The sequence below is a fragment of the Amycolatopsis sp. cg13 genome (assembly GCF_041346965.1).
Lineage (GTDB): Bacteria > Actinomycetota > Actinomycetes > Mycobacteriales > Pseudonocardiaceae > Amycolatopsis.
On the sequence record NZ_CP166848.1, the window covers coordinates 5,864,596 to 5,885,856 of the forward strand.

A 21,261-nucleotide genomic window follows, 5' to 3' on the forward strand; every position below is an offset into this window, starting at 1 on the left:
GACTCAACAGTAGGTCGCGCGGCTGGCGGGCGCGTCGGTCGCGGGTAGCACCTTCGGTGCGACCGAAGGATGACCGGCATGCGACGATTCCCGCACGGGGGAGCGAACGAGCCGGAAGGGGGCCGGGGCGGTGACGGCAGCGGCGGAACGGGGACGGCTCGCCGGCCCACTGTCCGCGTCGGTGGCGGAGCTGTGCCACCGGCTGCGGTCCCAGGTGTCGCCGCGCACGGCCGCCGGGTTCGCCGAGGTGCTGCGCCGGCTGGGCGCGCCGCTGCAGGTGGCGGTCGCCGGGCGGATCAAGTCGGGCAAGTCGACGCTGGTCAACGCGCTGATCGGACGGCTGGTCGCGCCCACCGACGTCGGCGAGTGCACGCGGCTGGTCACACGGTTCCAGTACGGCACGGTCGACCGGGTCGAGGTGGTGTTCCTCGACGGCCGCAAGCAGGTGCTGCCGTTCGCCGCGGACGGATCGATCCCGGCCGAGCTGGGTGTCGACATCTCCGAGGTCTCGCACCTCGAGGCGTACTTGACCAACGCGGTGCTGCAGGACATGACGGTGATCGACACTCCGGGTCTCGGGTCGCTCGACGCGGCGTCGGTGTCGCGGACCGAGCAGTTGCTGGGCGCGGCCGAGCAGGACGAGGGCTCCGACGACCTCGACGACACCTCGCGCAACGCTGTCGCGGGCGCCGAGGCCGTGCTGTACGTGGTGACCCAGGGCGTGCGCGCGGACGATCAGCAGGCGCTGGCCGCGTTCACCGCCGCGACCGCGAGCCGCGAAGCGGGGCCGGTCAACGCGATCGCCGTGTTGAACAAGGCGGACACGGTCGTCGCGGAATCTGTCGAAGGCTCCGGCGGAGACGTTTGGAAAGCCGCGCAACTGCTTGCCGAGAAACAGGCCGCGACGCTGAAGCCGCGGGTCGCGGACGTGCTTCCGGTGATCGGCCTGATCGCCGAATCGGCCGAGTCCGGCGGGTTCACCTCCGCGGACGCCGAAGCGCTCGGCCAGCTCGCCGCGCTCGACGACGACATCCTCGAAACGATGCTCATCGCGGCCGACATCTTCACCAGCTGGGAGTGCGACATCCCGACCGGGATCCGGTTGCGACTGCTGGAGAAGCTCGATCTCTTCGGAATCCGTTGTGCGGTGGACGCGATCCGCGCGGAACCGGAGATCACCGCGGGAGCGTTGCGCCGCAAGCTTCTCGACATCTCCGGACTCGACGCGGTCCGCCGCCGCCTGTCGATCGTCTTCGCCGCGCGCGCGGACGGGATCAAGGCGGCGGCCGCGCTGGCGTCGGTGACCGCGTTGGCGCACACGTCCGGCGACCCGGGCGAACGGCAGCGCGTGCACGACGCGATCGAGGTGCTGCTGGCGCGTCCGGAAGCACATCAGTTGCGGCTGCTGGAGGCGTTGACGCTCGTCGCGTCGGGGGCGGTCGAGATGCCGGAAGACCTGGCGGAAGAGGTGCTTCGGGTCGGCAGCAACGCCGACATCGGCGCACAGCTCGGCCTTCCCGGCGCCCCGCGTCCGGAACTGGCGGCGCACGCGCTGGAACGCGCTGGCTGGTGGCGTTCTTTCGCGTCGTTCGGCGCGACTCCGGCGCAAAGCCGCGTGGCCCACGTCGTGCACCGCGCCTATTTCCTGATCTGGCAACAGATTCGCGAACAGTAAACAACTCGGCCGCGACGCGTAGGCTGAATGTCGTGCGGCTGGAGGACACCACCTCGTGGCGGGTGAACTGGGGGAGCGACCACGACGTCGACGTGGCGTTGTTCCTCCGGGACGTGCTCGCGCTCTCGATCGCTGACGGCCAGCTGCTCCCGCCAGTGGAGCCCGCGGTCCCGGTGCACGTCCCGCCCGCCCTCGACCGCGCGGCGGTGCAGGTGCAGTGGGAACCGTGGTGGAACGGCCTGCTGAGCTTCCTGCGCGAGCGCGGTTCGGCCCGCACTCGCCGCAAAAGCCCTGCTCCCGGCGACGGTTCGGCGATCGACCTCGCGGCACAGCACTTCGCCCCGGCCGCCGCTGAACACTTCGCCGCGGCACGCCGCCCGGTCTCGTCCGGCTTCCACCGCCGCCAAATCCTCGCCGGCGAACGGCTGGGCCGGCTCGTCCGCGAAACCGAAGTCGAGCTGGGCCGCCGCGCCCGGCCGTTCCGGCTGTCGGTGCTGGAGATCCCGGTCGCGGGCCGGGTGTGGCTGCGGACGGCGGAGCACCAGGTGCTGGTCTCGTCTCGGCTGGCCGCGGATGTCCCGGCGCTTGATGCGGCCATGCGCTCGCTGATCCACGAACTCGCCTGAACCTGCGGTGCCCCCAATGTGGCATTGGGTGCGTTAGGCGCCCCCAATGTGGCGTTCGGTGCGTCCCCTGCACCCAATGCCACATTGGGGCGTTCGACCAGGCCGGACATTCATAAACCGAGCGCGCGGTCTACTATTGCCCACCATGGAGACAGTGGTCGACGAACCGGCGTGGCTGCGCCGTGGGTCCTGGCTGGCCTGCCCGGTCGGCGGGGCGCTGCTGGGCTGGGGGGTGCAGGCGCTCGCCGACTGGATCGCGTCGTTGCCGTGGTTCCCGGTGCAGGGCCCGTTCCGGCTGCTACACCAAATCCCGCAGCCATGGCGGTTGATCGGCGCGATCGTCGTCGGTCTGCTGCTCGGGGTGGCGTTCGCCTGGATGTGGGCGTGGGACCGGCTGATCGTCACGGTGTCCGCCACCCGCGTCACGCTCGAACGACGGGAGCGGCGCCGGCGCATCGACACTCCCCTCACCGCCGTGTTCGTGGACGACGGCAAGCTCGTGCTGCTCGGCGAAAACGACCGGGAGATCGCCCGCGAGAAGACGGACCTGCCCCGGCGGCAGTTGGCCGAGGCGTTTACGACCCACGGCCGCCCGTGGCTTGACGAACCGCCGCCTGAGCGATGATGTCCCAGTGGTGAGGACGGTCGATCCCGAGAAGCACGCGGCGAAACGGCGCGCGATTCTCGACGCGGCAGCCGGGTGCTTCGCGCGCGACGGGTTCGAAAAGACCTCCACCGCGGACATCTGCCGCGCCGCCGGGATCAGCTCCGGCAGCCTGTTCCACTACTTCCCCAGCAAGCGCGCGGTCTTCATCGGCATTTTCGAGGCGGACACCGCCGAGAACGAGGAATTGCTCGCCGCCGCGGTGGAAATGGCCGACCCGTGGGAAGGCGTGCTCGCCGTGGTCGCGCGGATGACGTCGGCGATCGTCCTGCCCGGCGTCGTGCGGCTGATCCTCGAAGCAGCCGCACAGGCCGCGCGCGATCCGGAGTTCAACGAGCTGATCCGCAGCAACGACGACCTCATGCGCGTCGGCCTCACGGGCTTGGTCGACCGCGGCGTCCGGACCGGCCGCTTCTCCCCCATGCTGTCCCCGGCCGACGCGGGAAACTGGATCGTCGCGCTGGTCGACGCCTTGCTGTCCCGCGCGAGCCTCGATCCCGACCTCGACGTCGAGCACGAGCAGGCGGTGCTGCGGCAGTTGCTGACGCTGATTCTCGGCCCGTCTGAGTGATCCGCCCCCGCCGCACGCCGGGGCGCCGCAAACTGGTGGAATCACGGAGACGGCCAGGGGAGGGTCTTGATGGCGTGGTTCGGCCACGAGGAAGCAGCCGACGCGGCCGAGGCGCCGACCGGCGAGATCAGCGCGGAGGCTCTCGCGCGGATCATCGCCGAAGCGGACGGAACCGCCGCCGCGGCGGATGCGTCGGATCCCGATGTGGACCTCGTAGCTGCCCCGGGTGACCTCGAACGCGCGCTGTCCGACCGGCAGGCGCTCATCCAGCTCTGCCTGTACGCGCTGGACCGCGCCCGCAGCAGCGGCGTCGTGGAACGGCTCGAACACGGGCTCGCCGACATCGGCGTCACCGCGTTGCGCGCCGAAGGCGAACGGTTCGACCCGGCGCGTCACGAGGCGGGCGGTGCCGTGCCCACCGACGATCCGGAGCTGGAAGGCGTCGTCGCGGAGACCGAGGTCGTCGGGTTCGCCGACCAGGAACGGCTGTTGCGCGCGCCGATCGTCACCGTCTACGCGAAGCGGGCGCAGTGACCGCACCGACGCTTCCCGCTCAAGTCCAGGCCGCTCGCGAACAGCTGCTCGGCGTCGTCCGCGAGGCTGATCCGCAGGCGGCCAAGTGGGTCGAGGACCAGCGCAAGGCCCGCTCGGAGAAACCGTCCGTGGTGGTCGTCGGCGAGACGAACCGCGGGAAGAGTTCGCTGGTCAACGCCCTGCTCGCGACCCCGGGACTGTCCCCTGTGGACGCTGACGTGGCCACCGCGACCTACCTCGTTTTCGAGCATTCGCAGCAGTGGGGCGCGCAGGCCTGCTACCCCGGTCAGCTGGCTTCGGTGCCGTTCGACCTGACGCAGCTGGTCGACTGGGTGTCCGCCGCGCACGAGCTGCCGCCGGGACAGCTGCCGCCGCGCTACGTCGAGGTGTCCGGCCCGGTGCCGCTGCTGGAACGGCTCACGCTGGTCGACACCCCGGGCGTCGGCGGCCTCGATTCGCTGCACGGCGAACTGGCCAAGGAGGCCGCCGCTGGCGCGACCGCGCTGGTGTTCGTGGTCGACGCGTCGGCCCCGTTCACCTCCACCGAGCTGCAGTTTTTGCGCGAGGTCGCGGACCGCGTGGAGACGGTTGTCTTCGTACTGGCCAAAACCGACGCGTTCCGCGGCTGGCGCGAGATCCTGGAAGCCGACCGGCAGCTGCTCGCCGAACACGCGCCGCGCTTCGCCGACGCGGTCTTCCACCCGGTGTCGGCACGCGTGTTCGAGACCGCCGCGAAGGCGCCGAACGAGCAGGTCGCCGCCATGCTGCGGGAGAAGTCCGGCATCGCCACGGTGCAGGTCGCACTGCAGGAACTGCTGGTCGGCCGGTCGATGATGTTGAAGGAAGCCAACACGCTCCGCTCGCTTTCGAGCGCGCTGGCCGGGATCAAAGCGAAGCTGCAAGCGGAAAGCCGCGCCCTGTCGGCAGGCGAAGCGGAAGCCGAACAACTCCGCGCCCGCCGCGACGATCTCCAGTCCCAACGCCGCACTTCCACCCGGGGCTGGCAGTTGCGGTTGCGCGGCGAAATCCAGCGCACGCGGGTCGAGGTCGGCCACGAGAGCAGCCGGGAAATGCGCGAGGCACAGGCGCAGTTCCGCCAACGCATCGACGCGGCGAAGCGAGACGAGCTGGCCGCGCTGCCACAAGAAGTGGACATCGCGCTGCAGACCGCGTCGCAGCGAGTGTCGATGCAGCTGTCGCAACGCCTGAACCAAGTCACGAACACCGCGCTGTCGGAGCTGTTCTCCGCCGAGGAACTCGACGTGATCCGCGCCCAGTTCGCCCGCGCCGGAGGCCCGCCGGTCGTGCTGCGCCCGCCGGACAAGAAACCGCCGACGGCCGAAGACAAACTGCTGGTGTTCATGGGCATTTCCGGTGGTGTCGGCGCGGGAAAGATCGCCGCCCTGCCGCTGGCGGGAGTCGCGATCCTCAACCCAGTCGTGCTCCCGGCGACCATCGTGATCGGCCTCGGCGCGGGCTGGTGGATGGCGCGCACTCGCAAGCACGCCTCGGACAAACAGCACCTGAAGCAATGGCTGGTCGAAGCCATCGCCGACGCCCGCTCGACGCTCGACCAGCTGATCGCCGAACAACTCATCGAGGCCGAACAGCAGCTGTCGCTCGCCCTGGACGAGGCGCTGGGCCGCCGCATCGAGGCGATCGAGGCGGAGCTGAAGGAGGTGGACCAGACGATCAAGATGAGCGCGCAGGAGCGGGCGAAGAAGATCGCGATCGTCTCGAAACACCTCAAGGACGTCACCGAAGGTCACGCCCGGGCCGAGACTTTGCTGTCCCGCATCCGCACGGTCCGCGATCGGGCATGATCAGCCGGTGACGTACGGACCTGGATCTCCGCCGCCTGGACCGCAACCGCCGCAATGGGGTGCGCCGCCTGCTGGCCCGCCACAGTGGGGACTGCCGCCAGCCCCGCAATGGGGCGGCCCGCCCCCGGTGAACCCGGGCGGACCCGCACCACAGTGGCAGCCGCCGAAGAAACGCCGTCGCGTCGGGTTGATCATCGGGGTCTGCCTCGGCACCGTGGTGCTGCTCGGCGGCGGCGGTTTCGCGATCTTCGTCGTCGCGACCGACGACAGCGTCGAGGTACACCGCCCGGCAGGCGGCCCCGAGGTCGTTGTCCGGGCCTACGTCGACGCGGTCAACCGGCGCGACCCGATCGGCCTGCAGAACGTCGACTGCCACGCCTCCACCGAGTACCCGGCTGCGCGGTCGGTCGAGCGCTTCGCCAAGGACAACGTCTCGATGCGCGCCGGCAAGCCGACCACCGGCCCCGGCGACGGCGCGTTCTTCGAGGTCGAGGTCAGTCGTGACGCGCATCCGCCGACAACCACCCGGCTCGATCTGAACCGAGAGGAAGCGGGGACCTGGTGCGTCTTCGTCACCGGCTCCGGGCTTCCGGTCAACTTGCCGCCGTGAGCAGGTGATCGGCTTGTGGACGGGAACCGAACCGGCCTAACGTGAGTCATACCGAGCGAAACCAGCGGCAGACCCGGCGTAATAAGGGGGACCAACCCATGTGGGTCGACGAGAGCGGCGGCACTGACGCGACCGGCCACGAGGCCTTGACCGTCCACGTCGACGGCCAGGAGTACCAGGCCGAGGTCAACTACGACACTGACCACGACGGGGTCGCCGACACCGCGGTCGTCGAGCACGACGACGGCACCGCGCAGGCGTTCGCCGACACCGATCACGACGGCGTCGCCGACCACTACGCGGTGCTCGACTCGACCGGGCACGTCGTGGACCAGGCGGTTTACGACGAGAAGACCGGCAGCTGGGTCGAATCCGGCCACGGCCAGTCCGGCTCGGACGGCACCGACACGCACTCCCAGGACACCTCGACCACCGGGCACATCCACGCCGACCTGCCGGACGGCAACGTCGACGCCGGGGTCGCCACCATCGACACCGACCACGACGGGCACAACGACACCGCGGTCGTCGAGACGAAGTCCGGCGGCACGATCGCCTTCACCGACACCAACGGCGACGGGCAGGCCGACGTCGCGGTGCAGGTCGGCGCGGACGGTTCCACCCACACCTTCGAGCACACCGGCCAGGGCCAGTGGACCGAGACCGACGGCGCGAACCACGCGGTGGCGGACCCGGGCAGCGATTCGGCCTGGGGCGGCGAGGGCGCGCAGCTGCTCAGCGGCGTCGCGAAGATCGACAGCGGAACCGGGCAGTGGATCAGCCCCAACTGAGCCTTCGGTAACTGACGTCACACGAACGGGTCCGGCCGCGCGCCGGGCCCGTTTCGCTGTCTCCGGGACGCCAAAGCCCGACCCCCTCCGGGCGCAGGAAGCAAACCGGCGCCCGGCAGCGTCCGGCGAAGATCGGGACTGATCAGCCCAGCTCCGGCATCCGGCACGAATGCGACGCGGGCCACGCGGAAAGATTTTCGGCGCTGGCCCGTTCCGGTGAAACTGAATCGATTCCCTTATCGTTCTTGTGAGAGAACCGACAGGTCAGCTCTCGGTTACCTGCCGTCCATCCGGCTACAGTCGGGGAATCCCAAAACCCGCACACCGGTCTTCCGCCGGTGTGCGAAGCCATTCGGTCGCCGGCAACGAAGCCCGCACCAAGAACACTGTCGTTCGCGGTGTGGGCTCTTTTGTCGTCGGAAGTCAGGAGTAGAGATGACCGCAGTCGCCATCCCCGGACTGGACAACGCGCCGACGACGCACAGTGGCGTGCTGTCCTGGGTCCGGGAGGTCGCCGAGCTGACCACCCCGGACCGCGTGGTGTGGGTCGACGGGTCTGACGAGGAAGCCGCCCGGATCAACCAGGAGCTGGTCGACGCCGGCACCTTCGTGAAGCTGGACGCGAAGCCGAACTCCTACTGGGCCACCTCGGACCCCGGCGACGTCGCGCGGGTCGAGGACCGCACCTTCATCTGTTCGAAGGAAGAGAAGGACGCGGGCCCGACGAACAACTGGGTGGCCCCGGCCGAGATGAAGGCCACCATGACGGAGCTGTACCGCGGCTGCATGGCCGGGCGCACGATGTACGTCATCCCGTTCTGCATGGGCCCCCTCGGCGACGAAAACCCCAAGCTGGGCATCGAAATCACCGACTTCGCCTACGTTGTCGCGTCGATGCGCGTGATGACTCGCGCCGGCAAGGCCGCGCTGGACAAGTTCGTCAAGCCCGACGGCACCGAGGCCGAGTTCGTGCCCGCGCTGCACTCGGTCGGCAAGCCGCTGGCCCCGGGCGAGAAGGACGTCGCCTGGCCGTGCAACGAGACCAAGTACATCTCGCACTTCCCGGAGGAGCGGCTGATCTGGAGCTACGGCTCTGGCTACGGCGGCAACTCGTTGCTGGGCAAGAAGTGCTACTCGCTGCGCATCGGCTCGGTCATCGCCCGTGACGAGGGCTGGCTCGCCGAGCACATGCTGATCCTCAAGCTGATCTCGCCCGAGGACAAGGTCCACTACGTCGCGGCGGCGTTCCCGAGCGCCTGCGGCAAGACCAACCTCGCCATGCTGCAGCCGACCATTCCGGGCTGGCGCGCGGAGACCCTCGGCGACGACATCGCGTGGATGCGCTTCGGCGAGGACGGCCGGCTGTACGCGGTGAACCCGGAGTTCGGGTTCTTCGGCGTCGCGCCGGGCACCGACAACCACACGAACCCGAACGCCATGCGCACGATCGAGAAGGGCAACACGGTCTTCACGAACGTGGCGCTCACCGACGACGGCGACGTGTGGTGGGAGGGCATGGAGAACAAGCCCGCGCACGCGACCTCGTGGAAGCACCAGGACTGGACGCCCGACTCCGAGGAGAAGGCCGCCCACCCGAACTCGCGTTACTGCGTGCCGATGTCGCAGTGCCCGATCCTCGCGCCGGAGTGGGACGACCCGAAGGGCGTGCCGATCTCGGCGATCCTGTTCGGCGGCCGCCGCAAGACGACGGTGCCGCTGGTGAACCAGGCCCGCGACTGGCAGCACGGCGTGTTCATGGGCGCCACCATGTCGTCGGAGACCACCGCCGCGGCGGTCGGCGCGGTCGGCAACGTGCGCCGCGACCCGATGGCGATGCTGCCGTTCCTCGGCTATCACGCCGGTGACTACTTCAACCACTGGCTGAACCTGGGCAAGAACGCCGACGCGAACAAGCTGCCGAAGATCTTCTACGTCAACTGGTTCCGCCGCGGCGACGACGGCCGTTTCCTGTGGCCGGGCTTCAGCGAGAACTCGCGCGTGCTCAAGTGGGTGCTCGAGCGCGTCGAGGGCAAGGGCAACGCGGTCGAGACCCCGGTCGGCTTCGTGCCGAACGCCGAGGACCTCGACCTCGAGGGCCTGTCCGAGCCGGTCGAGGACATCCAGGCCGCGCTCGAGGTGCGCAACGAGGAGTGGCGCGAGGAGCTGCCGCTCATCGAGGAGTGGTTCGCGAAGATCGGCGAGGTGCCGTCCTCGCTGCGCGACGAGCTCGACGCGCTGGCCCAGCGCCTCGGCTGACGCAGCTTGAAGAAGGGGACGTTCGCACCGGGCGGCGGACGTCCCCTTCTTCATGCGCGGAAAACGGTAGCGTGGCCGCATGGTCTCTGATGGGGAGAAGACTTTCCGGTTCGGCGTGAACATGGTGCTGCCGGGCTCGCGCGAGGAGTGGATCGCGAAGTGCCGCCGGGTCGAGGAACTCGGCTACGACGTGCTGAGCGTGGCCGACCATCTCGGCATAGCGCCGCCGTTCCCCGCGCTCGTGCTGGCCGGTGCGGTCACCGAACGGGTGCGGCTCAACACTTTCGTGCTCAACGCGCCGTTCTACAACCCGGCACTGCTCGCCCGCGACGTCGCGGGCACGGACCAATTCGTGTCCGGGCGGCTCGAACTCGGTCTCGGCGCCGGATATGTGAAAGAGGAGTTCGAAACGGCGGGAATGCGGTTTCCGAGCGCGGGCGCGCGGGTCGATCAGCTCGAACTCGCGATCAAGGAACTCCAGCGGCTGTACGCGGATCCGGAATACGCGCCGCGGCCCGCGCAATCCGGCGGTCCCCCGTTGATGATCGGTGGCCGAGGCGACCGGCTGCTTTCGCTCGCCGCCGAACATGCGGCGACGATTGCCTTCAGCGGCACGGCAAAGGTGCGTGACGGTTCGCCGCTGATGCTGGCGACGGCGGACGCGGTGGAAGAACGCACGCGGTTTGTCACCGAGCGGCTGGCTGGCCGTGAAGCGGAATTCAACCTGCTCGTGCAATTCGTCCAGATCACTGACGACCGTGCAGGCGCATTGCGGGAAATCCACGCGCGCCTTAGCGACTCGCTCACGCTCGAAGAATTGGCCGAGGTTCCCACGGTGCTGGTCGGCACCGTCGAGGAAATCGCCGACCAGCTGGTCGCGCACCGCGCCCGGTTCGGCTTCAGCTATTTCACGGTTCTCGAACCCAACCTCGAAGTGCTGGCCCCGGTGGTGGATCTGCTGTGTCGCCGGTAGTCGACGCGCGCGGGCTCGGCGTGAAGGCCGGTGACCTGTGGCTGTTGGAAGATCTCGATTTCTCCGTCGATCCGGGCGAATGCGCGGTGCTCGTCGGGCCTAACGGCGTCGGGAAATCGACCTTGATGCGGTGTCTGTACGGCATGCAGGAACCGCAGCGGGGCCGGGTGCTGATCGACGGCGCGAAACCGGACGAGCGCAGCGTTTCCTTTCGCCGCAAGGTTTCCGTGCTCTTCGACGATTCCGACTTCTTCGCCGAACTCACCCCGATGCAGCACCTCGAGCTGCTCTCCGGCTCGTTCGGCGAGGATCTCGGCGATTTCGAAGAACTGATCGCGGACGCGGGGCTCGCTGAACGCGCCCGCGTCACCGCCGGACATTTCTCGGCCGGGCAGCGTCGCCGATTGCTGCTGTTGGGCGTCACCGCGCGACCGCATCGAGTGCTGTTGCTGGACGAACCCGAACGCGCGCTCGACGCCGCGGGCAAGGAATGGCTGGTCAAGCTGATCGGCCGTTCCACCGCGGCCGGTGCGGCAGTTGTCGTTGCCACGCACCATCAACCGTTGCTGGACACGGCAGACAGCGTGCTCGAACTGTGGTGACCCGGTTGCGCGTCCCCGGCCGCAAGCGGTTCGGCGGCATCTTCAGCGGTGACAGTCCTACGTTCGTGCTGATTTTCGGCGTCGGCTTCCTGTTCACCGCCTTTTTCCGCACCGACGCCTGGCATAAATTCCTCTTCGGACCGTCCGCAGTGGACTACTCGGCGGTGCTCGGCCTGGTCGCGTTGTGTGCCGCGGTGGGCTGGCGGAGCCTGCTGCGGCGCGGTTTCGTCTGGGCCGAACCGGCCGAGCTGACCTGGATGGACTTCGCCGAGGTGGACCGCCGCCGCGTCGTCGCGACCCGGTTCGCCAGCGTGCTCACCGGATTCGTGGTGGTGCTCGGATATCTCGCCGCGCTGATGCTGGCGGTCGGCGGAAGTTCGCTCGACTGGTGGCGTGCAGCGGCAGCCCTCGTCGCGGGCGGCACGATCCTCGCGTTCACCACCGCCCGTCGCACCGCCTTCCTTTTCGAAGCCGCCGGACCGCTGCTCCTCGCAGTGGCCGGCGTGGTCATCGCGGCCGCTCGTCTTGACGCGACGGCGGTGCAATATGTCGGCGCGGCGCTCGCGTTATGCGGTCTGCTGCTGGCTTTCGGCGGCGAAGCAGTCAGCGGTGCCGGGCGCGCGGTGTTGCTCGACGGCTGGAACGCGCGGGTGCTGCGCGCGATGGCGGTGACGTTCCTCGACCCGATGATGATGCTGCCGGAGTCCGCGCCCGCGGGCACGTGGTCGCTGCGTGCGCCCACCGCGTTCCGGCTCGCGTGGGTCGGGATCGTCGGCCGCGCCCGGTACGCGAGCGCGGTTTTGTTAGTGGCTTTCGCGGTAGCCGTCGGCCATGTTGCTGTTCCCACTCTGCCAGGACCGGTGCTTGTCGGGATCGGCGCGTACGTCGCGCTTACTCCGTTCGGGGCCGGTCTTGGCGTGCTGTGGCGGAATCCGGGTCGCCGGAGGTGGCTGGGCTCGTCGTCGCAGGAGCTGGTGATCGCCCACGGCGTCGCGCTCACGGTGGTCGGACTGATCTGGTGCGCTCTGCTCTCAGTGGCGCTTTTGGCTTTGGGCACCGCGTTTTCGGCGCTCTCGTGGGTGACCGTCGTCCTGGCGGTGCTTTCAGTGTTGCGCACTGTCACGCGGCAGCCGGTCGACTACAGCAGCGCGGGTTTCGTCGACACCCCCGCCGGCCCGATGCCGGCAAACCTTATGCGGCAACTGTTCCGCGGTCCGGACCTGCTGGCGGTCGGCATCTTCGTACTGGCACAAGTCGGCTGAACGGGCGCTCCCGGGTTAGGCTCCGTGCCGACGAGAGGAGCCGAACGTGGGCGGTGGACACGCTTCCGGCATCGGCCGCAGGGCGACCTGCGAATTTCCGTCCGGATGGAGCGACGAGCAGATCATCGCGGTGGTCAAGGACGTCGCCAACGATCCGGGCGAACCCCGGCGGCAGCAGTACAACGGCCGCTGGCGCTGCGTCGGTGAACGGTACGGCGTGCGCGTGGTCGTCCTGGTCAACGGCGACGGGCTCGTGCACACCAGCTTCCCGCTGCCGGGCCCCGGCGTGGTCCGGAACCCGGACGCCGCGCGAGACCCGGCGAACCCGACCGTCGCCGACCAGTCCGGCAACCGGATCAGCTACTTCGTCGACAGCGTCCTGCGCCTGCTCGCCGACCGGATGCCGCCGGAAGACCTCGAGCACTACCGCGATCTGCAGTGGTCCGGCGAATGGGAGGAACTGGCCGACACCATGGCCGCGCACTTCGAGGTCACCGGCATCCAGCTCAATCCGGACGAGTACGCCGATTTCGAGAAGCTGCTGAATTCCTTCGACCTGCCCGTCCACGACTGCCGCTACCTCAACGACCGCGAACGGGTGCTCGCTGACCTGCGCGGCTGATGCGTCACCAGGGGATGGCCCCGGCTTCGTCGAAGAACCCGCCGCGTGGCCCGTCGTCCGGCAAGGTCGCGAGCTTGACCGCGATCGCCGCGCCCTGCTCGGGTGTCCGCGTTCCGGCGTAACCGTTGAAATCCGTTGCTACGTAACCGGGGCAGGCGGCGTTGACGATGACGTTCGTGTCGGCGAGCGTGCGGGCGTACTGCACGGTGATGCTGTTGAGCATCGTCTTCGACGGGGCATAGGCAGCGAGGACCGGGCCGGTCCGCAGTTGCAGCGAGCCCATGTTGCTGGACATGTTGACGATGCGCGGCGACTCGGCTTTGCGCAACAGCGGCAGCATCGCGTTCGTGACCCGGACGACGCCGAAGACGTTGGTGTCGAGGACGGCGCGGACGACGTCGAGGTCGAGTGTCGTCGGATCCTGGACGCCGCCGTCGATGTGGCCGCTGATGCCAGCGTTGTTGACCAGGACGTCGAGCCGTTCGATGGCCTTGGCCGCGGCGGCGACGCTGTCTTCGGAGGTGACGTCGAGCGCGACGCCGAACGCGTCGATGCCCGAGGCACGCAGTTCTTCGACAGCCTTCTCGCGGTTGGTTTCATCCCGCGCGCCCACCGCAACGGTGAAGCCGATCGAGCCGAGGCCGTGCGCGATGGCGAGGCCGATTCCCTTGTTCGCGCCGGTGACCAGCGCGGTCTTCGTGTCGTTCACTCCGCCCATGGTCGGCTCGGGCCTGGTTGCTGTCCAAGATCAATGAGGTCCGCTGTGATACCCACCGGGTATTACGCTGGCTTTGTGGACGACCTCGAGACCCGCGAGCTGCGCTACTTCGCCGCGGTGGCGGAAACCCTGCACTTCGGCCGCGCCGCCGAACGACTCGGGATCGCCCAGCCGCCGCTGTCCCGCGCGATCGCCCAGCTGGAACGACGGCTCGGCGTGCGGCTCCTGGACCGAAACCGCCGCGGCGTCGCGCTGACCGAGGCCGGCCGGGTGCTGCTCCGCGAATCCCGCCTGGCTCTTGCCGCAGTCGCGGCCGCCGCCCGCCGTACGCGCCGGGCCGCGGACTCGCAGCTGATATTGGCTACCAAAGCCGGTGCGTCGCACGAACTTCTGCAACGACTGCTCGACGCCCCGGACGCGCCGCCGGTCGAGATTTTGCTGTGCGAGGTCGGCGAACAGGCCGGACTGCTCCGCGACGGTTCCGCCGACCTGGCGATCGTGCACCACCCCTACGACGATCTCGCCGGGTTCGACACCGAGGCGCTGCAGACCGAGGGCCAGGTCGCGATCCTCCCGGCGGCTCACCCGCTCGCTGCCCGGGAGACGCTCACGTTGGCCGAGGTCAGCGACGTGCCGGACCTGCCGATCGCCCGCTGGCCCCTCCTCGACGGCAGCTACCCGGAGGGTCCAGGGCCGGAGGTGCGCAGTCAGTCGAAGCTCGCGCAACTCGTCGCGCTCGGCCGGACGCTGCTGGTGATCCCGGCGTCGAGCCGGGCCTGGCAGTGGCCGGAACACGTCGCGGTCCCGGTCGTCGACGCCCCGGACGTCACGACGATGCTGGCCTGGCCGTCCACCAGCCGCTCCCCGGAGGTGGCCGCGTTCGTCCGGGCCGCGGTCGCGCTTCGCGTCGGGCCTTGAGTTGTCCACAGTGGTCTGCCGACATTGGGCACCATCCGCTCCCCGAAGTCGGCCGCGTTCGCCTGGGCCGCGGTCGCGCTTCGCACCGGGCCTTGAGTTGTCCACAGTGGTCCACAGGGCGCTTGCCCGATCTGCTCGCCGACCCTGCCCCGACCGGCCGAACTCAGCGGCTCTGCCTGATCCGCCCAGGCCAGCTGCCCGATCAACCCGGGAAGCCGCGAAACCTCAGCTGGCCTGCGAAAACGCCGCCGGATCGCCGTCGCAGGCGACACGCAGCCGGTCCAGCGGCATGCCCACCGCGTCGGCGATCGCCGCGACAGTGAAGAACGCGGGCGTCGGAATCCGGCCCGTCTCGATTTTGCGCAGGGTTTCGACCGAAATGCCCGCTTCGGCGGCCACGTCGACCATGCTGCGGCTGGCCCGGGCGGCGCGCAACACCACGCCGAGCCGCTCGCCTCGGGAGCGTTCTTCGTCGGTGAGGGGCACGCGGACCATGCCGCCCAGTTTAGCCACAGAGTTGTCCACTGCCTGTGGATAACTCTGTGCACAAGCTGCCGAACCCCGTGGACAACCGCCGTCCGGCACAAGCTCTTGGGGCATTCGAGGCGGCCCGGTCCCGCCGATAGGGGTAGCGAACAGCTCGCTGAGGCCGCGCGGGAGCGGGTTGTCCCCGAGGTTGTCCACACCCTGGAACGTGTTCGTAGTGCTGATCGAATCGATATCGAAGTCGTATGACGGCGGGATGAGCGCGGTCTAGGGTCAGGCGGTCGCGTGTCACGTGAGTGTTAGGTGAGGTTCGATGTCCACTGCCAAACCGGGCGGTCGGGTGCGCGGGTTCCAGTTCAGTGCCTGGAACCTGCTGTTGCTGATCCCGTTGCTGATCCTGGTCACGCCGCTGTTCAACTTCGACGGGCCGCGGCTGTTCGGCCTTCCGTTCTTCTACTGGTTCCAGCTGGCGTTCGTCGTGCTGGGCGTGCTGTGCACCGGCATCGTCTACCTGGCGACCAAGGACAAGCCGCGCAACCAGGGCCAGGACGAGCTGAGCGTTGACGACTTGGACGAGGGGGACGCCCGATGAACAACATTCAGTGGGTCGAACTGATCGTCTTCGCGTTCCTGTTCGTCGTCGTCACCGTGCTCGGCTTCGTCGCCTCGCGCTGGAAAGCCGGCGGCAGCCTCGACCACCTCGACGAATGGGGCCTCGGCGGCCGCAAGTTCGGTTCGTGGATCACCTGGTTCCTGCTCGGCGGCGACCTCTACACCGCGTACACCTTCGTCGCCGTGCCCGCGCTCGTGTTCAGCGCCGGCGCGCTCGGCCTGTACGCGCTGCCTTACACGATCGTCGTCTACCCGATCGTCCTGCTGCCCGCGCTGCGCATGTGGTCGGTCAGCCGTTCTCGCGGCTACGTGACTCCCGCCGACTTCGTCCGCGGCCGGTTCGGCTCGCCGACCCTGGCGTTGCTGATCGCGATCACCGGCATCGTCGCGACCATGCCGTACATCGCGTTGCAGCTGGTCGGCCTCGAAGCGGTGCTGCGCACGATGGGCATCAACGGTTCCGGCATCGTCGGGCACCTGCCGCTGCTGATCGCGTTCGTGATCCTCGCGCTTTACACGTATCAGTCCGGCCTGCGCGCGCCCGCGCTGATCGCGTTCGTCAAGGACATCCTGATCTACATCGTGATCATCGTGGCGATCATCTACCTGCCCTCGAAGCTCGGCGGCTGGGACCACATTTTCAACACCGCCAAGGAAACGCTGGCCAAGCCGAACCCGAAGACGGGCAAGCCGTCCGGTTCCGTCCTGCTGACCTCGAGCAACCAGCTGCAGTACGCGACGCTGGCGCTCGGTTCGGCACTGGCGCTGTTCCTGTACCCGCACTCGCTCACGAGCGTGCTCGCCTCGCGCGGCCGCAACGTGATCAAGCGGAACATGGTGGCGCTGCCGGCTTACTCGTTCGTGCTGGGCCTGCTGGCGCTGCTGGGCTACGTCGCGATCTCGGCGGGCGTCAAGCCGCTGACGAACGCGGCCACCGGAAAGCCGGACGGCAACACGATCGTCCCGCTGCTGTTCGACTCGGAGTTCACGAACTGGTTCGCGGGCATCGCCTTCGCCGCGATCGGCATCGGCGCGCTGGTGCCCGCCGCGATCATGTCGATCGCCGCGGCGAACCTGTGGACGCGCAACATCTACAAGGAGTACATCCGCAAGGACGCGACGCCGAAGCAGGAGGCGAAGCAGGCCAAGCTGGCGTCGCTGGTGGTCAAGCTGGGCGCGGTGCTGGTGATCATCCTGATCGACCCGCAGTTCTCGATCGACCTGCAGCTCATCGGCGGCGTGCTGATCCTGCAGACCCTCCCCGCGGTCGCCATCGCGCTGTACACGCGCTGGTTCCACAAGGCGGGTCTCATTGCTGGCTGGATCGTCGGCATGGGCTGGGGATTGATCATGCTGTACGGCATCCCCAACCCGGCCAACGGAAAACTCCACTTCGGCGGCTCCGCACTGGCGATGGGCAACCTGTCGATCTTCGGCTGGCACCCGTTCAGCGGCACCGGTCTCGCCGTCGTGCAGATCTACCCCGGTTTCGTGGCCCTGGTCGCGAACATCGTGGTAGCCGCGGTGGTTTCGGTCATCGCACGGGCCCTGAAGTGGAGCCCGGGCAACGACGAAACCGCGCCCGAGGACTACCACGCTGACGAACACGACAAGGACCTGCGCCCCATCGGCGCCCACTGAGTCCTTTTTAGACAGAGGCCCCCGCGTCGTCTTCCGGCGCGGGGGCCTCTTCTGTTTTGCCGATCATCGCCTTCGCGACGAGGTACAGCACGACCGAGTTCAGCACATGCCAGAGGAAATGCGTGCCCGCTGGGAAATCTCCGCAGACCACGTCGTCAATGCTCCGAAACGCCAAGGACAACGCGAACACCGCGGCAGCCATGGCGAAGTCCAGCCAGTACGAGTCGCGCTTGACCCCCAACGCGACGGCGAACCCCACGAGCCCGACGAGCGCCGGCAGATACAGCCCGCCGCCAAGCGCGCTTGACGCGACAGTGAGCGCCAGGAACGCCGGTGCGCCGAGCCAGGCCCACTTGGCTTTGGCTTTGAAGAAGACCCGGGGAAAGAGCGCGGCGTAGAACAACCCGAAAAACAAGATGGCGGCGGAGTCGGCGACCGCGCCCCACCGGGTGGCGACCAGGTGAAACACGCTGCTGGCAACGAAGATCAACCCGATCAGGGCGGCGAGTATTCGCCCGGTGCGCTGCCCGTTGGCATACCACCAGACCATCCCGGCAGCGACGAGAAACGCCAGGTTGGCCAAGTCGTTGAGCGGCTCTCCCCAGAGTCCGGGCGCGGTGCGCTCGCAGTAACCGTCCACGTACGCGGTCCAGTTCACAGGGTAAGCAAACCCCTTCCGGGTGAACGGGGTCCATCCGGGGTCAGCGTAACTGGAGCAGCGGCGCCCAACCGTCCTCGGGATCGCCGAGTATCCACGAACCCGGCCAGCCGTATCTGATGTGATCCTCTGGGCCCAGCCGAGCCCGTGCTCCATTGAAGTCGGGCGGAACGGAGAACACGGTCCGATCGAAATCGACGTTGTCGCCGAACTGCGCGTCTTCGAATACTGCCAGCTCGGAAAAAGGTGCTGAGTGAAAGGTGACAACGCGTTGGAATCTCGCATCTCCGAAAGAGGTGAACCCGGCGAAGTCGACCTTGTTGAATCGGGTGTACTCATCGAAATCGGCGTTGCGGAAGTAAGACTCTCCGTTGAATTTTGCGGCGGTAAAGTATGCGATATCGGTGAAGGTTGATTCGGTGAAATCAACGCTATGGGAAAATATGGCGCCGTTAAATCGAGTGAAACCGTCGAAAGTGGTTCCAGTGAAGATGGTGTCAGCGAATTGGCAATTACGGAAGTCGGCCTGGTCGAGTTGCGCCCAGGAGAAGTCGAGTAGCAGGCCGGGCCAATGCCGCTCCCCGCCTGGGCGGGAATGGTTAGCGATGATCTTCTGCGCGGTGCGCCGAACCTGCGCCTCCTCCGCCGTGTCATCCGACGGCATCCGGAGATAAGCGCACAACACGTCGGCGATCATCTGCCGCAACGGGCCATCCGCGTGGTCCTGCCCAAGCCGCTCCAGTGCGTACAGCCCACCCAACCGCACCGGAGCGCGCTCCGAACCAAGCTGGTCAACAGCCTTCCCATACTGCTCCGTCACCCGCCGAGCCAGCGCATCCTCCCGCGCATCAGCGGCCGTACGAAGCTGATGTTCCCGAGTGTCCGCAGCGACTTGCTCTGCAAGCCGATGCGCCGCCTCCTTCTGCAGCAAATCCAACTCGGTCGACCGCTGCCGTCGCACCGCCAACCACAACGCGACCGCACCACCGAGCCCGACTCCGAGCGTCCCGCCAGTCCGGATCGCATCAAGCTGCGCCGAATCCGGCGCGAAAGCGAGCAGCACCCACACCGCCACCCCGGCCAGCGCCACCATCGCCGGAAGCCCAGCCCAGATCACCCACCGCGGTATCGGTCGCAACGCCGGTCGTTTGTCCACCAAGACACCTTGGCCCATCCAACCCCCTCCCGTACGCAAACCGCGCGGGTTAGCGTGGGCGGTATGACCAACCCCGTGAGCCGGTTCCCCGTGACGGAACTCGAAGACCTTCCCGACGATCTCCGCGAGCGCATCGGTGCCATCGCGGAGAAATCCGGCTTCACGCCGAACATCTTCCGTGCCCTAGGCCACCGGCCCGCAGAACTCCGCGCGTTCCTCGACTACCACGACGCCCTCATGGAGCGCGAAGGCGGACTCACCAAAGCCGAACGCGAACTGGTCGTCGTAGCCACCTCCGGCGCGAACCACTGCACTTACTGCATCGTCGCGCACGGGGCCATCCTGCGGATCCGCGCGAAGGATCCCGAGCTGTCCGACCAGGTCGCGACCAACCCGTGGCAAGTCGAACTCGACGAGCGCGGCCGGGCGATTGTCGATCTGGCCCTCGCACTGTCTCGCGATTCCGCGTTGTTCGGCGAGGGCGATCTCGCGATGGCGCGCGAGGCGGGGTTGACCGAGGACGAGATCTGGGACGTCGGCGCGATCACGGCGTTGTTCGCGATGTCCAACCGGCTCGCGCATTTGACCGCGCTCAAGCCGAATCCGGAGTTTTACTTGATGGGGCGTCAGAAACGATAGAACGGGCCTGGCAGGTCGCGGCTCATTTCGAACCGGGTGCGCAGCCAGCCGCGCAGGCGGTGCATGGGTTTCGTCCACACTCGCGGCGCGGGCCCGAAATACCTCGGGTCCGAGTGCGGGGTGAAGGAGTCGCCGGTCAGGATGACCGCGGCGTGGCCCAGCGGGCAGTGGCCGGACACCGAGATCACGCCGCGCGTCAGGTTCTCGACCCAGTCGACCTCGTCGACGCCCAGCAGCGTCCGGCGGTCGCACACCGGGCAGTACAGAACGAACATCTATAACTCCCGCCGCCAGGTTTCGCCGGTCACGAGGGGGCCGAACGCGTCTGTCTCCTCTTCGCCGACGAGTTCGAATCCGGCGCCGCGGTAGATCCCGCGGGCGGCGGCGAGCAGGGACAGCGTCCACAGCTCCATCGCCCGATACCCCTGCGCGGCGGCGAATTCGACGCATTCGCGCACCAGCCGTTTGCCGACGCCGTGTCCGCGCGCGGCCGGTTCCAGCAGGAGCAGCCGGAGTTTCGCGGTGCCTTCCTCGTCGCTGGGAGTGCAGAAAATACTGCCGACTCGTTCCCCGTCGAGTTCGGCGATCCAGCCGGCTTGGCGAGGGTCTTCGCGGTGTTCGGCGAAATCGGCGACCACGCGCGCGACCATGGCTTCGAAGCGTTCGTTGAGGCCGTACTCCGCGGCGTACAACGCGCCGTGCCGGTGCACCACCCAGCCGAGGTCGCCTGGACGTGGTGCGCGCACGGTGACCGCCGGTTCCGGTGACTGTTCGCCGACGAGCGCGGTGATGGTCCCCATCGCGCCGAGCAGACGGCGCTGGTCAGCGTCCGCGAACTGGTCGAGGAGGCCGCCGATTTGGCTGGCCGACCGGTGGTCGAGATCGGCGAACGCGGCGTGCCCTTCGGCGGTGAGCGTGACGAGCTGGCGGCGTGCGTCGTCCGCGCAGCGTTCGCGGGTGACGAGGCCGCGGGTTTCCAGGCGGCCGAGCAGCCTGCTCGCGTAGCCGCCGTCCAGGGCGAGCCGTTTGCGCAGATCACTGACCTGCAGCTGGTCCTGTTGGGCGAGTTCGAACAGCACTCGCGCTTCGCTCAGCGAGTATTCGGCGTCGGCGGGTCCCTCGTCGAGGACGCCGATCACGCCGGTGTAGAGCCGGTTGAAAGCACGAACCGTGGCAACGCGTTCGGCGAGGACGGAATCCGGCACGGGGACCACCTTGACTCGATCGTTGACTGAGTCAAGCATCTCCCCGTCGCCCGCTCGGGGCAAGGGAATTCCCCCGGTGGTGGAGCCGGAGCGAAAATGGTCCAGACATATGGAAACCCCGTGATGCTGCCAGGTCGGGGGTCCGCCAGCATCACGGGGTCGTAGTGGGTATCGACGCGGCTCTCCGCGGCGTTACACCCAGGGTTCGCTGTGGTCTAG

23 protein-coding genes are annotated in these 21,261 nt (G+C 68.2%); 17 read left to right on the plus strand and 6 right to left on the minus strand.

The features are described 5' to 3' along the window. The first annotated feature begins 130 nt into the window (after window positions 1–130). From AB5I40_RS27225 to AB5I40_RS27285, 13 genes are all read left to right on the plus strand, one after another. Window positions 131–1,675 (plus strand): dynamin family protein, encoded by a 1,545-nt coding sequence (locus tag AB5I40_RS27225; protein ID WP_370932877.1) that lies wholly within the window; start codon window positions 131–133, stop codon window positions 1,673–1,675. Between the two features lie 32 nt (window positions 1,676–1,707). After that, window positions 1,708–2,301, plus strand: coding sequence for a hypothetical protein (locus tag AB5I40_RS27230; protein WP_370932879.1), 594 nt, complete (start codon window positions 1,708–1,710; stop codon window positions 2,299–2,301). Window positions 2,302–2,446: 145 nt separating this feature from the next. Then, window positions 2,447–2,926 (plus strand): hypothetical protein, encoded by a 480-nt coding sequence (locus tag AB5I40_RS27235; protein ID WP_370932880.1) that lies wholly within the window; start codon window positions 2,447–2,449, stop codon window positions 2,924–2,926. A 7-nt stretch (window positions 2,927–2,933) separates the two neighbouring features. After that, window positions 2,934–3,536, plus strand: coding sequence for a TetR/AcrR family transcriptional regulator (locus AB5I40_RS27240; RefSeq protein ID WP_370932882.1), 603 nt, complete (start codon window positions 2,934–2,936; stop codon window positions 3,534–3,536). A 69-nt stretch (window positions 3,537–3,605) separates the two neighbouring features. After that, window positions 3,606–4,070: a nucleotide exchange factor GrpE gene (gene grpE / locus AB5I40_RS27245; protein WP_370932883.1), complete on the plus strand. Its 465-nt coding sequence runs from the start codon at window positions 3,606–3,608 to the stop codon at window positions 4,068–4,070. After that, window positions 4,067–5,893, plus strand: a complete 1,827-nt coding sequence (locus AB5I40_RS27250; RefSeq protein WP_370932885.1) for a dynamin family protein — start codon at window positions 4,067–4,069, stop codon at window positions 5,891–5,893. The genes grpE and AB5I40_RS27250 overlap by 4 nt, the downstream gene beginning before the upstream one ends. A gap of 7 nt (window positions 5,894–5,900) precedes the next feature. Beyond that, complete coding sequence (locus tag AB5I40_RS27255) at window positions 5,901–6,503, plus strand: hypothetical protein (RefSeq protein WP_370932887.1); 603 nt, start codon at window positions 5,901–5,903, stop codon at window positions 6,501–6,503. A gap of 98 nt (window positions 6,504–6,601) precedes the next feature. Next, a complete protein-coding gene (locus tag AB5I40_RS27260; RefSeq protein WP_370932888.1) occupies window positions 6,602–7,294 on the plus strand; it encodes a hypothetical protein in 693 nt (230 codons plus the stop codon). Between the two features lie 435 nt (window positions 7,295–7,729). After that, on the plus strand, window positions 7,730–9,550 hold the full coding sequence (locus AB5I40_RS27265; RefSeq protein WP_370932890.1) for a phosphoenolpyruvate carboxykinase (GTP): 1,821 nt from the start codon (window positions 7,730–7,732) through the stop codon (window positions 9,548–9,550). A gap of 79 nt (window positions 9,551–9,629) precedes the next feature. Beyond that, window positions 9,630–10,523, plus strand: coding sequence for a TIGR03621 family F420-dependent LLM class oxidoreductase (locus AB5I40_RS27270; protein ID WP_370932891.1), 894 nt, complete (start codon window positions 9,630–9,632; stop codon window positions 10,521–10,523). Further along, window positions 10,511–11,125, plus strand: a complete 615-nt coding sequence (locus tag AB5I40_RS27275; protein WP_370932892.1) for an ATP-binding cassette domain-containing protein — start codon at window positions 10,511–10,513, stop codon at window positions 11,123–11,125. Before AB5I40_RS27270 ends, AB5I40_RS27275 begins: the two co-directional genes overlap by 13 nt. Beyond that, complete coding sequence (locus AB5I40_RS27280) at window positions 11,119–12,387, plus strand: hypothetical protein (protein ID WP_370932894.1); 1,269 nt, start codon at window positions 11,119–11,121, stop codon at window positions 12,385–12,387. Before AB5I40_RS27275 ends, AB5I40_RS27280 begins: the two co-directional genes overlap by 7 nt. A 46-nt stretch (window positions 12,388–12,433) precedes the next feature. Next, window positions 12,434–13,009 carry an EndoU domain-containing protein gene (locus AB5I40_RS27285; protein WP_370932896.1) on the plus strand — a complete coding sequence of 192 codons (576 nt, stop codon included), beginning with the start codon at window positions 12,434–12,436 and terminating at the stop codon, window positions 13,007–13,009. Between the two features lie 4 nt (window positions 13,010–13,013). Here AB5I40_RS27285 and AB5I40_RS27290 read toward each other — a convergent pair whose 3' ends face one another. Then, the gene (locus AB5I40_RS27290; protein ID WP_370932897.1) at window positions 13,014–13,727 is read right to left on the minus strand and encodes an SDR family oxidoreductase; all 714 of its coding nucleotides are present in this window, start codon (window positions 13,725–13,727) and stop codon (window positions 13,014–13,016) included. A 33-nt stretch (window positions 13,728–13,760) separates the two neighbouring features. Here AB5I40_RS27290 and AB5I40_RS27295 point away from each other — a divergent pair, with 33 nt between their 5' ends. After that, a complete protein-coding gene (locus AB5I40_RS27295; protein ID WP_370932899.1) occupies window positions 13,761–14,645 on the plus strand; it encodes a LysR family transcriptional regulator in 885 nt (294 codons plus the stop codon). Between the two features lie 225 nt (window positions 14,646–14,870). Here the strand turns inward: AB5I40_RS27295 and AB5I40_RS27300 are convergent, their stop codons facing one another. After that, on the minus strand, window positions 14,871–15,140 hold the full coding sequence (locus tag AB5I40_RS27300; protein ID WP_370932901.1) for a helix-turn-helix domain-containing protein: 270 nt from the start codon (window positions 15,138–15,140) through the stop codon (window positions 14,871–14,873). Between the two features lie 304 nt (window positions 15,141–15,444). Here AB5I40_RS27300 and AB5I40_RS27305 point away from each other — a divergent pair, with 304 nt between their 5' ends. Continuing rightward, a complete protein-coding gene (locus AB5I40_RS27305; protein ID WP_344282736.1) occupies window positions 15,445–15,723 on the plus strand; it encodes a DUF3311 domain-containing protein in 279 nt (92 codons plus the stop codon). Next, the gene (gene mctP, locus AB5I40_RS27310; protein WP_370932903.1) at window positions 15,720–17,384 is read left to right on the plus strand and encodes a monocarboxylate uptake permease MctP; all 1,665 of its coding nucleotides are present in this window, start codon (window positions 15,720–15,722) and stop codon (window positions 17,382–17,384) included. The genes AB5I40_RS27305 and mctP overlap by 4 nt, the downstream gene beginning before the upstream one ends. 7 nt (window positions 17,385–17,391) lie before the next feature. Here mctP and AB5I40_RS27315 read toward each other — a convergent pair whose 3' ends face one another. Further along, entirely contained in the window at window positions 17,392–18,042 is a 651-nt protein-coding gene (locus AB5I40_RS27315) for a hypothetical protein (protein WP_370932904.1), read from the minus strand. 43 nt (window positions 18,043–18,085) lie between these two features. After that, window positions 18,086–19,198, minus strand: coding sequence for a pentapeptide repeat-containing protein (locus AB5I40_RS27320; protein WP_370932906.1), 1,113 nt, complete (start codon window positions 19,196–19,198; stop codon window positions 18,086–18,088). Window positions 19,199–19,261: 63 nt separating this feature from the next. On the opposite strand from AB5I40_RS27320, the gene AB5I40_RS27325 reads away from it, so the two are divergent. Then, entirely contained in the window at window positions 19,262–19,837 is a 576-nt protein-coding gene (locus tag AB5I40_RS27325) for a peroxidase-related enzyme (protein WP_344282747.1), read from the plus strand. Here AB5I40_RS27325 and AB5I40_RS27330 read toward each other — a convergent pair. Continuing rightward, window positions 19,825–20,112 carry a hypothetical protein gene (locus AB5I40_RS27330; protein WP_370932907.1) on the minus strand — a complete coding sequence of 96 codons (288 nt, stop codon included), beginning with the start codon at window positions 20,110–20,112 and terminating at the stop codon, window positions 19,825–19,827. The genes AB5I40_RS27325 and AB5I40_RS27330 overlap by 13 nt on opposite strands. Continuing rightward, window positions 20,113–21,042 (minus strand): GNAT family N-acetyltransferase, encoded by a 930-nt coding sequence (locus AB5I40_RS27335; RefSeq protein WP_370932909.1) that lies wholly within the window; start codon window positions 21,040–21,042, stop codon window positions 20,113–20,115. Window positions 21,043–21,261 lie beyond the last annotated feature (219 nt).

Bases quoted from the DNA above. Each gene is read 5' to 3' on its own strand.
- AB5I40_RS27260 (WP_370932888.1), top strand. From the start codon at position 6,602: ATGTGGGTCGACGAGAGCGGCGGCACTGACGCGACCGGCCACGAGGCC.
- AB5I40_RS27330 (WP_370932907.1), bottom strand. From the start codon at position 20,112: ATGTTCGTTCTGTACTGCCCGGTGTGCGACCGCCGGACGCTGCTGGGC.
- AB5I40_RS27265 (WP_370932890.1), top strand. From the start codon at position 7,730: ATGACCGCAGTCGCCATCCCCGGACTGGACAACGCGCCGACGACGCAC.
- AB5I40_RS27300 (WP_370932901.1), bottom strand. From the start codon at position 15,140: ATGGTCCGCGTGCCCCTCACCGACGAAGAACGCTCCCGAGGCGAGCGG.
- AB5I40_RS27290 (WP_370932897.1), bottom strand. From the start codon at position 13,727: ATGGGCGGAGTGAACGACACGAAGACCGCGCTGGTCACCGGCGCGAAC.
- AB5I40_RS27305 (WP_344282736.1), top strand. From the start codon at position 15,445: ATGTCCACTGCCAAACCGGGCGGTCGGGTGCGCGGGTTCCAGTTCAGT.
- AB5I40_RS27325 (WP_344282747.1), top strand. From the start codon at position 19,262: ATGACCAACCCCGTGAGCCGGTTCCCCGTGACGGAACTCGAAGACCTT.
- AB5I40_RS27295 (WP_370932899.1), top strand. From the start codon at position 13,761: ATGAGGTCCGCTGTGATACCCACCGGGTATTACGCTGGCTTTGTGGAC.
- AB5I40_RS27270 (WP_370932891.1), top strand. From the start codon at position 9,630: ATGGTCTCTGATGGGGAGAAGACTTTCCGGTTCGGCGTGAACATGGTG.
- AB5I40_RS27235 (WP_370932880.1), top strand. From the start codon at position 2,447: ATGGAGACAGTGGTCGACGAACCGGCGTGGCTGCGCCGTGGGTCCTGG.
- mctP (WP_370932903.1), top strand. From the start codon at position 15,720: ATGAACAACATTCAGTGGGTCGAACTGATCGTCTTCGCGTTCCTGTTC.
- grpE (WP_370932883.1), top strand. From the start codon at position 3,606: ATGGCGTGGTTCGGCCACGAGGAAGCAGCCGACGCGGCCGAGGCGCCG.